Raw genomic sequence first — 14,188 nt, 5'->3', positions numbered from 1 at the left:
CGCCTATCTCACGCGGTATTGCCACACACGGGAGGTTTCCGAATGATGACCGAGTTCACCCGCCGCACGCTGCTTGCCTCGGGCGCGGCCCTGCCGCTTGCCGCCGCCTTCACCGGCCCCGCCGCCGCGCAGGCCCCGATGATGGGCGCCAGCTTCGCCCGCCACCGCCGCTTCATGATCGGCGGCTTCGAGGTCACGACGATCCTCGCCGGCACCACACCCCGCGAGGAACCGCAGTCGATCTTCGGCATGAACGTCTCGGCCGAGGACTTCGCCGCGGTGAGCCGCGCCAACTTCCTGTCGACCGAGGTCGCGCAGTTCTTCTTCACCCCCACGCTGGTGAACACCGGCAGCGAGCTTGTGCTGTTCGACACCGGCCTGAACGGCGCGGCCACCGTCGCGGCGCTGGAGAGCGCGGGTTACACCGCCGACCAGGTCAGCATCGTGGTCCTGACCCACATGCACGGCGACCACATCGGCGGGATGATGACCGACGGCGCGGCGACCTTCGCCAATGCCCGCTACGTCACCGGCCAGGCCGAGTTCGACCACTGGGCCGCGGCCGGCAACGAGGGCTTCGACACCAGCGTGCGCCCGATGGCGGACAACATGACCTTCCTCGGCGACGGGCAGGACGTGGTGACCGGCATCACCGGCATGGCCGCCTTCGGCCACACGCCGGGCCACATGGTCTACCGGCTCGAGTCCGAGGGCGCGGGGCTGGTGATCTTCGCCGACCTCGCCAACCACCCGGTCTGGTCGCTCGCCCGCCCCGACTGGGAGGTCCGCTTCGACGCCGACAAGGCCGCCGCCGCCGAAAGCCGCCGCCGCGTGCTGGGCATGATCGCCGCCGACCGGATCCCGGCGATCGGCTACCACATGCCGTTCCCCGCCGTGGGCTACGTCGACACCGGCAGCGACGGCGCCGAGTTCCGCTGGGTGCCCGAGGCCGGGCAGCTGATGGGCTGAGCCCGCCCTCGCCGAAACAGGAAGGGCCGCGCGGGGTGACCGGCGCGGCCCTTTTCATTCGGCTGAGCGTCGATCAGGCCAGCTTGGCCGCGACCTCGACGAGACGCTTGGTCTGGTGCCGCACGGCGGCCTCGACCTTGTCGTCCACCACGCCCGCGGTGGTCACGGTGCCGTAGGGGTTGCCGCCGGCCTCGAACACCGACTGGTCGGTGTAACCCGGGGGAACCAGGATCGCGCCCCAGTGCATGAAGGTGGTGTAGAGCGACAGCAGCGTCGCCTCGACGCCGCCGTGGCGGTTCTGGGCCGAGGTCATCGCGCTGACGGCCTTGTTGGCCAGCTTGCCCTGGAACCACAGCCCGCCCAGCGTGTCGATAAAGGCGCGGACCTGGCTGGCCACCACGCCGTAGCGGGTCGGCGCGATGAACAGGTAGGCATTGGCCCATTCCATGTCGTCATGGGTCACGACGGGGATGCCGGCCACCTTGTCGGCCTGCGCCTTCCAGGCGTCCTGCGCGGCGACGACATCGGCCGGGGCGGTCTCGGCGACGCGGGTCAGGCGGACCTCGGCGCCGGCGGCGCGGGCGGCATCGGCCGCGATCTCGGCCATGCGGTGGTTGGTGCCGTAGGTGGAATAGAACACGATGGCGAGCTTGACGTCGGACATGGCGGGGCGAACTCCCTGGTCGCAGGTTGCGGTATGCCGGGGGAAATGCAGCCGCCCGGGCGGGCGCTCAACTCCGCGCCGCCGCAAGCGCGCTGTTCGGCGATGCACAGGCCCTCGGGGGCCGGCGTCACCGGAACGGCGCCCCGTGGCACCAGACGGTCAGGGAATGGCGCTCGCCCGCCGTCACCGGCGTGACCCGGTGTAGCACGAAGGACGGGAACAGCGTCGCCGTGCCGCGCGCGCGGTCGGCGGCCACGACATTCGCCCCCGGCATCACCTCGAGGTCGCCGCCGGCATAGGCGTGGGCCTCGGACAGCTGCACGACGATGGTCAGCTTGCGCCGCTCGGCCAGCCGCCCCTCGCCGATGTCGGAATGCCAGCCGAAATGCCCCTCGCGCTCGGCCCCGTAGCGGGCGACCTGCGCGCTTTCGGCGAAATCGGTGATGTCGAAATCGAACACCTCGCGGTTGGCGTGGCGGACCAGCTCGATCATCCGGTCCATGACCCAGGCGCTCCCCTCGACGTCGTCCAGCCAGACGAGGTCGGCGCGGCGCAGGTTGTGGTCGCGGGCCTGCCGCACGAGGCCCGCATCGCGGGTCGGCGCCTCGGCGATCAGGTCGAGCAGGCGGGTGCAGTCGGCACCCGAAAAGGCGTCGCTCACGGAATGAACGGCGATCATCGGTCGGTCTCCGGACAGGGGGCGCGGGCGGGCCTGCCCCGGCCCCGTCGCCAAGGCGCAGATGCGTCCGCCGCGGGCGCCGGTCAAGGGGGCGCGTGCGGCCCCGCTCAGACCCGCGCGCCGCGGTCCAGCCGGGCGAGGAAGGCGTCGGCGCTGTCCAGCGTCGCCTGCCGCTTGTCGTCGGACATGCGCGCCCAGGTCCGGTACATCTGCGCCATGCGCGGGTTGCGCCCGAACCGCTCGCGGTGGCGGTGCAGGAAGGCCCAGTAGAGGTAGTTGAACGGGCAGGCCTTTGCGCCCGTCTTTTCCCCGATCTCGTAGCGGCAGTGGCGGCAGTGGTCGGACATGCGGTGGATGTAGGCGCCGCCCGAGACATAGGGCTTCGACCCCACGACACCGTCGTCGGCGAACTGGCTCATCCCGATGACGTTGGGGGCCTCGACCCATTCGTAGGCGTCGGCGTAGACGGCGAGGTACCATTCGTGCACCGCGTGCGGGTCGATGCCGGCCAGCAGCGCGAAGTTGCCCGTGACCATCAGGCGCTGGATGTGGTGCGCATAGGCCTCGTCGCGGGTCTGTTCGACGGCCTTGGACACGCAGCGCAGGTCGGTGTCGGCGGTCCAGTAGAAGGACGGCAGCGGCCGGTCATAGCCCAGCGCGTTGCGGCGGACGTAGTCCGGCCCCTCGCGGAAATAGATGCCGCGCATGTATTCGCGCCAACCGATGATCTGGCGGATGAAGCCCTCGACCGCGTTGAGGGGCGCCTTGTCCGCCCTCCAGGCGTCCTCGGCCGCCGCGCAGATCTCCTGCCACGTCAGGAGGCCCGCGTTCAGGTACATCGACAGGACGGAGTGGTAGAGGAAGCGGTTGCCGTCCAGCATCGCGTCCTGGAAATCGCCGAACCTGGGCAGGGCCCGGGCGATGAAATGATCCAGCGCCTGCAGCGCCTCGTCCCGCGTCGTCGCGAACCAGAACGGGCGCAGCGTGCCGAAGTTGTCGGCAAAGCGGGCCTCGACCAGCTCCAGCACCTCCACCGTCGCCGCGTCCGGCTCGAACCGCAGCGGGCCGTCGAAGGCGATCTCGTCCGGCGCGGGCTTGCGGTTGTCGTGGTCGTAGTTCCACTTGCCGCCCGCGGGCTGGTCGCCCTCCATCAACAGGCCGGTCCGGCGCCGCATCTCGCGGTAGAACCACTCCATCCGCAGCTCCTTGCGCCCCTCGGCCCAGGCCTCGAACTCGGCGTGGGAACACAGGAACCGGTCGTCGGGGAACATGTGGACGGGGACCGGGCAGTCCTCCAGCGCGGCGATCAGGCGAAATTCACCGGGCTCGGTGGCCAGCACCTCGGTCGCGACCGTTTCCGCCGCACGGCGGATCAGCTCGCCGGGGATCGACTGGCTGTTGTCGGGGTCGTCGAGGCGGGTGTAGCGCACGCGCCATCCCTCCGCCTCCAGCCGCGCAGCGAACTTGCGCATGGCGGCGAAGAGGAACGCGACCTTCTTGGGGTGGTGCGGGACGTAGGACGCCTCGTCCATCACCTCGGCCATGACCACCACGTCGCGCGCCGGGTCGCCCTCGCGCAAGCTGGACAGCCCCTCGGACAGCTGGTCGCCGAGGACGAGGATCAGGCGCGGCGCGCTCACCACGGAAGCTCCTGCCCGGCGTAGTCGTAGAACCCGCCCGACTGCGCCGGGGTCAGGCCCGCCATCACGTCGGCAAGCGCCCGGGCGGCGTCCTGCGGCGTCGTCTTGCCGTAGCCCGGGTTGTAGCCCTCGGTGAAGGCCGTGGCGACCGTGCCTGGATGCAGCGCCGCGATCACCGCCTCGCGGTGGCTGCGCCCGATCTCGATGGCGGCGCCATGGACGATCTGGTTCAGCGCCGCCTTCGACGCGCGGTAGGAATACCAGCCGCCCAGCCGGTTGTCGCCGATGGAGCCGACCTTGGCGGTCAGGACACCCGTCACCGACCGCCCCTTTCGCGGCAGGAGCCGCGGCAGGTGCGACAGGACCAGGGCAACGCCGATGGTGTTCACGGCAAAGACGCGCGCCATCGCCCCGGCGTCGAGCGCGGACAGCTGCTTTTCCGGCGCGACCCCGGGCGGGGCCAGAATGCCCACCGACACGAACACCGCGTCATAGGGCCCCTCCAGCCCGCCCATCACCCGCGCGACGCTGGCCGCATCGGTCACGTCCAGCCCGTCGCCCGACCGCGACAGCCCCGTCACCTGCGCGCCGCGGGCGCGCCATTCCTCGGCCAGGGCGCGGCCGATGCCGCCCGAGGCCCCGATCACCAGTGCGTTTTCCATGACGGGGGCAGCTATGCCGGACCGCGCGCTGGTCAAATCCGCCCCCGCGCGCCAAACTGCCGCGACAGGAGGCGCCCATGTCGAAACCCGTCATCCACCACATCCCCGTCTGCCCGTTCTCGCAGCGGGTCGAGATCCTGCTGGAGCTGAAGGGCCTGCGCGACGCCGTCGAGTTCCGCGTGGTCGACATCACCCGGCCCCGCGACCCCGCCCTGCTGGCGCTGTCCCGGGGCACGACCGCCCTGCCGATCATGGACCTCGGCGGCGGCCGGGTGCTGAAGGAAAGCCTCGTCATCCTGCGCTACATCGAGGAGGCCTTTCCCGACCCGCAGATCGCCCGCGCCGACCCCTACGAGCGCGGGGTGGAGCGGCTGTTGATCGACCGCGCCGGGGCCTTCACCATGGCGGGCTACCTGATGGTGATGAACCGCGACCGCGACAAGGCGCCGGCGCTCCGGCAGACGCTGGTGGACCACTACGCCTGGCTCGACGATTTCCTGCGCCATCACAATCCCGGCGGCACCTTCCTGTTTAGGGACTACGGGCTGGCCGATCTGGTCTACACGCCGATGTTCATGCGGTTCTGGTTCCTCGACTACTACGAGGGGTTCGACCTGCCCGCGGACGCCGCCTTCGACTGCGTCCGGCGCTGGCGCGACGCCTGCCTGTCCCATCCCGCCGCGCAACAGGTCAGCCGCGAGGAGATCGTCAAGCTCTACTACGACTACGCGGTCGGGCTGGGCAACGGCGCGCTGGCCGAGGGGCGCAGCACCTCGAGCTTTGCCTTTTCGCCGCACTGGCGCGACCGGCCGATGCCGCCGCGCGACAAGTACGACCGCATCGCCTCGGACGCCGAACTGGGGCTGGTGTAGGGCCGCGCCGCCCCCGGGGATCGGTCAACGGCCCTGACCCGAAAGGGGGTTTTCAAACCCGCCCGGATCGGTAATTTTCCGCGCCATGACCATGCAGGCCCATACCACGACCCTTGCCGCGCCCTCCGCGCCGTCAGGTCGTGTCGCGCCCTTGGCGCGCCCCGCCCTGCTTGGCCTGCTGCTCCTTAGCCGCCTCTGAGCGTGCCTGTCGGCGCGACCGCTCAGAGGAGGGACAGCGCCGGAGACACCCAGGAGACACCCCGCTAAGGACAGAGCCATGACCACCGACAAGAACCGCGTCCTCATCTTCGACACCACCTTGCGCGACGGCGAACAGTCGCCCGGCGCCACCATGAGCCACGACGAGAAGCTGGAGATCGCCGGCCTGCTCGACGAGATGGGCGTCGACATCATCGAGGCCGGCTTTCCCATCGCCTCCGAGGGCGATTTCGCCGCCGTCTCGGAAATCGCCCGCCAGACGCGGAACGCCACGATCTGCGGCCTCGCGCGCGCCAACCTCAAGGACATCGACCGCTGCTGGGAGGCCGTGCGCCACGCGAAATCGCCGCGCATCCACACCTTCATCGGCACCTCGCCGATGCACCGCGCCATCCCGAACCTGACCATGGACGAGATGGCCGAGCGCATCCACGAGACCGTGACCCACGCCCGCAACCTCTGCGACAACGTGCAGTGGTCGCCGATGGACGCGACCCGGACCGAATGGGACTACCTCAAGCGCGTGGTCGAGATCGCCATCAAGGCGGGCGCCACCACCATCAACATCCCCGACACCGTGGGCTACACCGCGCCGGTGGAATCCGCCGACCTGATCCGCCGCCTGATCGCCGAGGTGCCGGGCGCCGACGACGTGGTCTTTGCCACCCACTGCCACAACGACCTCGGCATGGCGACGGCCAACGCGCTGGCGGCCGTGGCGGGCGGCGCGCGGCAGATCGAGTGCACGATCAACGGCCTCGGCGAACGCGCGGGCAACACCGCGCTGGAGGAGGTCGTGATGGCCCTCAAGGTCCGCCACGACATCATGCCCTACACCACCGGCATCGACACGACCAAGATCATGCACATCTCGCGCCGGGTCTCGACCGTGTCGGGCTTCGTGGTGCAGCCGAACAAGGCGATCGTGGGCAAGAACGCCTTTGCGCACGAGTCCGGCATCCACCAGGACGGGATGCTGAAATCCAAGGACACCTTCGAGATCATGCGCCCCGAGGACGTGGGCCTGTCGGGCACCTCGCTTCCCTTGGGCAAGCACTCGGGCCGGGCCGCGCTGCGCGCGAAGCTCAAGGACCTCGGCTTCGACATGGTCGACAACCAGCTCAACGACCTCTTCGTGCGGTTCAAGGCGCTGGCCGACCGCAAGAAGGAGGTGTTCGACGACGACCTGATCGCGCTCGTCACCGATGCCGCAGCCGCCGGCAGCAAGGATCACTTGGAACTCAGGTTCCTGCGCGTGATCTGCGGCACCGAGGCGCCGCAGTCGGCCGACATCACCCTGCGCATCGGCGACCGCGACCGCCAGGCGACGGCGCAGGGCGACGGGCCGGTCGATGCGGCCTTCAACGCGGTCAAGGCGCTCTATCCCAACGACGCGGTGCTGCAGCTCTACCAGGTGCACGCGGTGACCGAAGGCATGGACGCCCAGGCTACCGTCACGGTGCGGATCGAGGAAGGCGGGCGCATCGCCACCGGGCAGGCGGCCGACACCGACACCATCGTGGCGAGCGTCAAGGCCTATGTGAACGCGCTCAACCGGCTGATCGTGCGGCGCGAAAAGCTGGGCTCGGACGCCAAGGAAGTGTCCTACAAGGACGTCGGCTGAGGCCCCGGGCCAGCGGGATCCGGCAGGGAAAAAACCGCAAGTTTTCCCGGCCGGAACCCGCGAGGTTTCCGGCGCCCCCCGGGCCGGGCGCGCAGGCCCGGCCCCGGCGGAATCGCGCTGATCGGGCGCGGGGCTGGGCCTTTACGCCCCTTGGGGGCAGCGCCTATATACCACTCGTCGGGGCGTGGCCGAGTCTCAATATCGAGGCGCGGCGCACGCCCCTTGGACTATGGGCGAAGGGCGAATCATGGCGTTCTGGGGTAACCTTTTCTCGTCGGACATGGCGATCGACCTCGGCACGGCCAACACGCTGGTCTACGTCAAGGGCCGCGGCGTGATCCTGAACGAACCGTCCGTGGTGGCCTACCAGGTCAAGGACGGGGTCAAGAAGGCGCTGGCCTTCGGCGAGGACGCCAAGCTGATGCTGGGCCGCACGCCGGGCTCGATCCAGGCGATCCGGCCGATGCGCGACGGGGTCATCGCCGACTTCGACGTGGCCGAGGAGATGATCAAGCACTTCATCCGCAAGGTCCACAAGCGCACCACCTTCACCAAGCCCAAGATCATCGTCTGCGTGCCCCACGGCGCGACGCCCGTCGAGAAACGCGCGATCCGCCAGTCGGTGCTGGGCGCGGGCGCCCGCAAGGCCGGCCTGATCGCCGAACCCATCGCGGCCGCCATCGGGGCCGGAATGCCGATCACCGACCCCACGGGCTCCATGGTCGTCGACATCGGCGGCGGCACGACCGAGGTGGCCGTCCTCAGCCTGGCCGACATCGTCTATGCCCGGTCGGTCCGCGTCGGCGGCGACCGGATGGACGAGGCCATCATTTCCTACCTGCGCCGGCAGCATAACCTGCTGATCGGGGAATCCACCGCCGAGCGGATCAAGACCTCCATCGGCACCGCCCGGATGCCCGACGACGGGCGCGGCGCGTCGATGCGGATCCGCGGCCGCGACCTCCTGAACGGGGTGCCGAAGGAGACCGAGATCAGCCAGGCGCAGGTCGCCGAGGCGCTGGCCGAACCCGTGCAGCAGATCTGCGAGGCGGTGATGGGCGCGCTCGAGGCAACGCCGCCCGACCTCGCCGCCGACATCGTCGACCGAGGCGTGATGCTGACCGGCGGCGGCGCGCTCTTGGGCGAGCTGGACGTGGCGCTGCGCGAGCAGACGGGCCTTGCCATCTCGGTCGCGGACGAAAGCCTGAACTGCGTCGCCATCGGCACCGGCAAGGCGCTGGAGTATGAAAAGCTCCTCCGCCATGCGATAGACTACGACAGCTGACCGACACCCGGACGCCGCCTGCGCGCCGAGCCGAGGAAGCGAGATGGCACGGGAGCCGTATGACCAGACCTATGCCCGCCCGGTCCGCCGCCTGCTGGTGACGGTGCTGGTGCTGGCGTTGCTGGCGCTCGTGCTGGTCTGGCGCATCGACAACCCGCGGGTGGAACGGATGCGCGCGGCGATCGTCGACCGGGTCGTGCCGAACATGGAATGGGCGATGGCGCCGGTCACGGGACTGGCCCGGATGCTCGACGATTTCCAGAGCTACGCGCGCCTCTACGAACAGAACCAGGATCTGCGCCGCGAGCTGCAGCAGATGCGCGCCTGGCGCGAGGCCGCGCTGCAGCTGGAACAGGAAAACGCCCGGCTGCTGGACCTCAACCGCGTGCAGCTCGACCCCGAGCTGACCTTCGTCACCGGCATCGTGATGGCCGACGCCGGCAGCCCGTTCCGCCGCTCGGTCCTGATCAACGTGGGCGCGCGCGACGGCATCCTCGACGGCTGGGCCACCATGGACGGGCTGGGCGTGGTGGGCCGCATCTCGGGCGTGGGCGAGCGCACGTCGCGGGTGCTCCTGCTGACCGACAGCGCCAGCCGGGTGCCGGTCACGATCCAGCCGTCGGGGCAACAGGCGCTGCTGATGGGCGACAACAGCCAGGCGCCGGTGCTGCAGTTCATCGAGGCCCCCGAGGACATCAGCGCCGGCGACCGCATCGTCACCTCGGGCGACGACGGCCTGTTCCCGCCCGGCCTGCTGGTCGGGCAGGTGATCGAGACCACCGACCGGATGCTGCGCGCGCGGCTGGCTGCCGACATGGCGCGGCTGGCCTTCCTGCGGGTGCTGCGCAGCCACCCGGGCGCCTCGCTCGACGACCCCGGCCAGCTCATCGGCCCGCCCTGGCCGCCGCCGGAGGGCTTCGTGCTGCCGCCGGGCATGGCCCCGGTCCCGCGGCCCGACCAGGCGGCGGGGCTCGCGCGCGGGGAGCCGCAGGAATGAACGCGCTCACCTCGCCGCGCCATGTCTGGACCTACCGCGCGCTGTTCCTCGGGCTCTGCGTGCTGGTGATCGGCTTCAAGCTGCTGCCGCTCAGCCTGGACGACACCGGCGTGCCCGGCCCCGACCTGTTGCTGGCGCTGACGCTGGCCTGGCTCCTGCGCCAGCCGGCCGTGGTGCCGCTGGGCTCGATCCTCGTGGTGTTCCTGCTGGCCGATTTCCTGTTCCAGCGCCCCCCGGGCCTGTGGACGCTGCTGGTGATCGTGGTCTCCGAAAGCCTGCGGCGGCGGCGGCTGACGATGACCGAGTTCCCCTTCCTGCTGGAATGGTCGGCCTTCGCGGGCGCCGTGTTCACCATGATCCTGGCCGACCGGCTGATCCTGTGGGTGCTGATGGTCGACCTGCCGCCGCTGGGCCTGACGCTCGCTCACGGGATCGTCACCGCGGCGATCTACCCGGCCGTCGTGGCGGTCTCGAAATTCCTGTTCGGGCTGCGTAAGATCGGCCCCGCCGAAGCCGAGGCGCTGTAGCCCCATGAAACGCACCCAGAAGGACACCGAGGACAGCGCGCGCCAGATCGGGCGCCGCAGCCTCGTGGTGGGCGGGCTGTTCTTCGGCACCGGGGCCGTGCTGGCCGCGCGGATGCGCTACCTGCAGGTCGAGCGGGCCGACGACTTCCGCCTGCTGGCCGAGGAGAACCGGATCAACATCCGCCTGCTGCCCCCCGCCCGCGGCCTGATCTTCGACCGCAACGGCGTGCTTCTGGCCGGCAACGAGCAGAACTACCGCGTCACCCTGGTGCGCGAGGACGCCGATGACGTCGACGCGGTGCTGGACGAGCTGTCGCGCATCGTGAACCTCGACCTGGTGGCGCTGGAACGCGCCCGCGCCGAGATCGCCCGCCGCCCGCCCTTCGTGCCGGTCACGATCGCCGACCGCCTGAGCTGGGCCGAGATCAGCGCGGTCGCCGTCAACGCCCCCGCCCTGCCCGGCGTGAACCCCGACGTGGGCCTCAGCCGGGTCTACCCCATGGGCGGCGATTTCGCCCATGTCGTGGGCTACGTCGGCCCGGTGTCGGACTACTACCTCGAACAGACCGGCGATACCGACCCGGTGCTGCAGATCCCCGATTTCCAGGTCGGCCGCTACAACGTCGAGGCCCGGATGGAGCAGGCGCTGCGCGGCCGCGCCGGCACCAAGCAGGTCGAGGTGAACGCCGGCGGCCGCGAGATGCGCGAACTCGGCCGCGACCCGCCGGACCCGGGCTCGGACGTGCAGCTGACCGTCGATGCCGGGCTGCAGAACTACGTCGAGGCCCGGCTGACCGGCGAAAGCGCGGGCGCCGTAGTCATGGACTGCCAGACCGGCGAGATCCTCGCGCTCGCCTCGGCGCCCACCTTCGACCCCAACCTCTTCGTGCGCGGCATCTCGACCTCGGCCTGGAACGGGCTGAACAACGACCCCTACCGGCCGCTCGCCAACAAGGCGACGCAGGGCCTGTACCCGCCGGGCTCGACCTACAAGATGATCGTGGCGATGGCCGCGCTCGAGGCCGGCGTGATCACGCCCGAGGAAACCATCCACTGCCCCGGCCACATGGACCTCGGCGACCGGCGCTTCCACTGCTGGCGCCGGGGCGGCCACGGCCGCATGAACATGGTCGAGAGCATCAGCCAGAGCTGCGACGTGTTCTACTACGAGCTCGCCCAGCGCGTCGGCATCGAGGCGATGTCGGCCATGGCGCGCCGCTTCGGCTGCGGGGTGCGCCACGAGCTGCCCCTGTCGGGCATCGCCGAGGGGCTGGCGCCGACGATGGAATGGAAGGTGCAGAACCGCGGCGCCGCCTGGCTGGTGGGCGATTCGCTCAACGCCTCCATCGGGCAGGGCTTCGTGCTGTCCTCGCCGCTGCACCTCGCGGTGATGACGGCGCGGCTGGCGACCGGGCGGGCGGTGGAGCCGGCCATCGTCCGCTCCATCGACGGGGTCAGCCAGCTGCCCGGCACGGCGCCCGACATGGGCTTTGACCCGCGCCATCTGGACGTCGTCCACCGCGGCATGTGGCAGGTGAACAACGACGGCCGCGGCACCGCCTACGGCAGCCGCGTCGAGGTCGCCGCCTACAAGATCGCCGGCAAGACCGGCACCAGCCAGGTGCGCAACATCAGCGCCGCGGAACGCGCCGCGGGCGTGCTCTCGAACGCCGACCTGCCCTGGGAACGGCGCGACCACGCGCTCTACGTCGGCTACGCGCCCTACGACAACCCGCGCTATGCCTGCTCGGTCATCGTCGAGCATGGCGGCGGCGGCTCGGCCGTGGCCGCGCCCATCGCCCGCGACATCCTGCTGCGCGCCCAGCTGGGCGAGGTGCCCCCGCCCGAGATGTACCCCGTCGGCCAGCGCCGCGACGTCGAGGAGATGCACCGCCGCCTGCCGATCCTGCGCGAGCCCCCCGTGCCGACCGGCCGCATCGTGCGGAGCCAGGCGTGAGTTTCCTCGAATACAACGTCAAGACGACGCCGACCGGCTGGCGCAAGGTGCTCTACCTCAACTGGGGGCTCGTCCTGCTGCTGGTCGCGGTGGCGAGCTTCGGCTTCCTGATGCTCTACTCGGTGGCCGGCGGAAGCTTCGACCGCTGGGCCGAGCCGCAGATGGAACGCTTCGTCCTCGGCCTCGTGGTGATGTTCGTGGTCGCCATGGTGCCGATCTGGTTCTGGCGCAACGTCTCGGCGCTGGCCTATGCGGTGTCGGTGCTGCTGCTGGTCTACGTGGAATTCTTCGGCGTCGTCGGCATGGGCGCGCAGCGCTGGATCGACCTCGGCTTCATGCGGCTGCAGCCCTCCGAACTGACCAAGATCACCGTGGTGATGGTGCTGGCCGCCTATTACGACTGGCTCGACCTGTCGAAGAAATCGCGCCCGCTCTACGTGCTGATCCCGCTCGTCCTCGTCGGCATCCCCACCGGGCTGACCTTCTTTCAGCCCGACCTCGGCACCGCGCTCCTGATCCTGATGGGGGGCGGCGCGGTGATGTTCGTGGCCGGTGTCCACTGGGCCTATTTCGCGGGCGTGATCGCCGCCGGCGCGGGGGCGGTGACGGCCGTCTTCGCCTCGCGCGGGACGCCCTGGCAGCTCCTGCAGGACTACCAGTACCGCCGCATCGACACCTTTCTCGACCCCACCAACGACCCCCTCGGCGCGGGCTACCACATCACCCAGAGCCAGATCGCGCTCGGCTCGGGCGGCTGGACCGGGCGCGGCTTCATGGAGGGCACGCAGTCGCGGCTGAACTTCCTGCCGGAAAAGCACACCGACTTCATCTTCACCACGCTGGCCGAGGAATTCGGCTTCATCGGCGCCGCCTCGCTGCTGTCGCTCTACCTCCTCATCCTCGTGTTCTGCATCGCCACCGCGCTGATGCAGCGCGACCGCTACGCCTCGCTCCTCGTCATGGGGATCGCGGTCGCCTTCTTCCTCTATTTCGCGATCAACATGGCGATGGTGATGGGCCTTGCCCCCGTCGTCGGCGTGCCCCTGCCGCTGGTCAGCTACGGGGGATCGGCGATGCTGGTCTTGATGGCGGCCTTCGGTCTGGTGCAAAGCGCGCATGTCCACCGCCCGCGCTGACAGGAGCCTGCCCATGCCCACCATTCTCTTCGCCGCCAAATCCGAGCGGTGGGACCAGTACGAGGCCCCGCTGCGCGCCGCGCTGGCCGAGGCCGGCCTGGCCGACGCGCGCCTGACCACCGAGGCCGACCCGGCGACGGTCGACTACATCGTCTACGCCCCGAACAGCGGGCTCACCGACTTCACGCCCTATACCCGCCTCAAGGCGGTGCTGAACCTCTGGGCCGGCGTCGAGGACGTGGTCGGCAACCCCACGCTCCGGGTCCCGCTCGCCCGCATGGTCGACCCCGGCCTGACCGAGGGGATGGTGGAATACGTCACCGGCCACGTCCTGCGCCACCACCTCGGGATCGACACCCACCTCCAGGGCGACGGCAACTGGCGCCCCGAGACCACCCCGCCGCTCGCCCGCGACCGGACCGTGGCGATCCTCGGCCTCGGCGAACTCGGCGCCGCCTGCGCCACGATGCTCGCCAGCCTGAACTTCCGCGTCACGGGCTGGTCGCGCAGCCCAAAGGCGCTGCCCGGCGTCACCTGCCGCCACGGCGCGGACGGCCTCGCCGAGACGCTCCGCACGGCGCAGATCACCGTCCTGCTCCTGCCCAACACCCCGGCCACCGAGGACACGCTGAACGCCGACACCCTCGCGCTGCTGCCCGAGGGCGCGGTGATCCTGAACCCCGGCCGCGGCGCGCTGATCGACGACGACGCCCTGCTCGCCGCGCTCGACGGCGGCCGCATCGCCCATGCCACCCTCGACGCCTTCCGCATCGAGCCCCTGCCGGCCGACCACCCCTACTGGACCCACCCGCGGGTCACGGTCACGCCGCACATCGCCTCGGCGACCCGGCCGGGCTCCGCCTCCCGCAGCCTCGCCGCGAACATCCGCCGCTGCGAGGCCGGCGAACCGATGATCGGCGTGGTCGACCGCAGCCTCGGCTACTGACCCCCGCTTCA

13 protein-coding genes are annotated in these 14,188 nt (G+C 70.4%); 9 read left to right on the top strand and 4 right to left on the bottom strand.

Translation table 11 applies throughout. The features are described from left to right. Positions 1–45: 45 nt before the first annotated feature. Positions 46–969, top strand: coding sequence for an MBL fold metallo-hydrolase (locus HCU73_RS00865; protein ID WP_168621518.1), 924 nt, complete (start codon positions 46–48; stop codon positions 967–969). 73 nt (positions 970–1,042) lie between these two features. Here the strand turns inward: HCU73_RS00865 and wrbA are convergent, their stop codons facing one another. The 4 genes from wrbA to HCU73_RS00845 all read right to left on the bottom strand — a co-directional run bounded on the left by wrbA (position 1,043) and on the right by HCU73_RS00845 (position 4,614). Further along, positions 1,043–1,633, bottom strand: coding sequence for an NAD(P)H:quinone oxidoreductase (wrbA, locus tag HCU73_RS00860; RefSeq protein WP_168621517.1), 591 nt, complete (start codon positions 1,631–1,633; stop codon positions 1,043–1,045). Between the two features lie 127 nt (positions 1,634–1,760). Next, positions 1,761–2,312 (bottom strand): 2OG-Fe(II) oxygenase, encoded by a 552-nt coding sequence (locus HCU73_RS00855; protein ID WP_168621516.1) that lies wholly within the window; start codon positions 2,310–2,312, stop codon positions 1,761–1,763. Between the two features lie 107 nt (positions 2,313–2,419). After that, positions 2,420–3,952, bottom strand: coding sequence for a cryptochrome/photolyase family protein (locus HCU73_RS00850; RefSeq protein WP_168621515.1), 1,533 nt, complete (start codon positions 3,950–3,952; stop codon positions 2,420–2,422). Next, positions 3,949–4,614 (bottom strand): SDR family NAD(P)-dependent oxidoreductase, encoded by a 666-nt coding sequence (locus tag HCU73_RS00845; protein WP_168621514.1) that lies wholly within the window; start codon positions 4,612–4,614, stop codon positions 3,949–3,951. The genes HCU73_RS00850 and HCU73_RS00845 overlap by 4 nt, the downstream gene beginning before the upstream one ends. Before the next feature lie 77 nt (positions 4,615–4,691). On the opposite strand from HCU73_RS00845, the gene HCU73_RS00840 reads away from it, so the two are divergent. The 8 genes from HCU73_RS00840 to HCU73_RS00805 all read left to right on the top strand — a co-directional run bounded on the left by HCU73_RS00840 (position 4,692) and on the right by HCU73_RS00805 (position 14,177). Continuing rightward, positions 4,692–5,486, top strand: coding sequence for a glutathione S-transferase family protein (locus tag HCU73_RS00840; RefSeq protein WP_168621513.1), 795 nt, complete (start codon positions 4,692–4,694; stop codon positions 5,484–5,486). Between the two features lie 277 nt (positions 5,487–5,763). Then, on the top strand, positions 5,764–7,329 hold the full coding sequence (locus tag HCU73_RS00835) for a 2-isopropylmalate synthase (protein WP_168621512.1): 1,566 nt from the start codon (positions 5,764–5,766) through the stop codon (positions 7,327–7,329). A gap of 247 nt (positions 7,330–7,576) precedes the next feature. Next, positions 7,577–8,614 carry a rod shape-determining protein gene (locus HCU73_RS00830; protein ID WP_168621511.1) on the top strand — a complete coding sequence of 346 codons (1,038 nt, stop codon included), beginning with the start codon at positions 7,577–7,579 and terminating at the stop codon, positions 8,612–8,614. Between the two features lie 43 nt (positions 8,615–8,657). After that, entirely contained in the window at positions 8,658–9,611 is a 954-nt protein-coding gene (mreC, locus tag HCU73_RS00825) for a rod shape-determining protein MreC (RefSeq protein ID WP_168621510.1), read from the top strand. Continuing rightward, positions 9,608–10,138, top strand: coding sequence for a rod shape-determining protein MreD (locus tag HCU73_RS00820; protein WP_168621509.1), 531 nt, complete (start codon positions 9,608–9,610; stop codon positions 10,136–10,138). The genes mreC and HCU73_RS00820 overlap by 4 nt, the downstream gene beginning before the upstream one ends. 4 nt (positions 10,139–10,142) lie before the next feature. Beyond that, the gene (gene mrdA / locus HCU73_RS00815) at positions 10,143–12,095 is read left to right on the top strand and encodes a penicillin-binding protein 2 (RefSeq protein ID WP_168621508.1); all 1,953 of its coding nucleotides are present in this window, start codon (positions 10,143–10,145) and stop codon (positions 12,093–12,095) included. After that, positions 12,092–13,231, top strand: coding sequence for a rod shape-determining protein RodA (gene rodA / locus HCU73_RS00810; protein ID WP_168621507.1), 1,140 nt, complete (start codon positions 12,092–12,094; stop codon positions 13,229–13,231). The genes mrdA and rodA overlap by 4 nt, the downstream gene beginning before the upstream one ends. A gap of 13 nt (positions 13,232–13,244) precedes the next feature. Further along, on the top strand, positions 13,245–14,177 hold the full coding sequence (locus HCU73_RS00805) for a 2-hydroxyacid dehydrogenase (protein WP_168621506.1): 933 nt from the start codon (positions 13,245–13,247) through the stop codon (positions 14,175–14,177). Positions 14,178–14,188: the final 11 nt, after the last annotated feature.

Source organism: Roseicyclus persicicus (assembly GCF_012395815.1).
Classification (GTDB): Bacteria; Pseudomonadota; Alphaproteobacteria; order Rhodobacterales; family Rhodobacteraceae; genus Roseicyclus; species Roseicyclus persicicus.
Note: the sequence above shows the minus strand (reverse complement) of the source record. Positions and strands in the feature narration are given on the sequence as shown.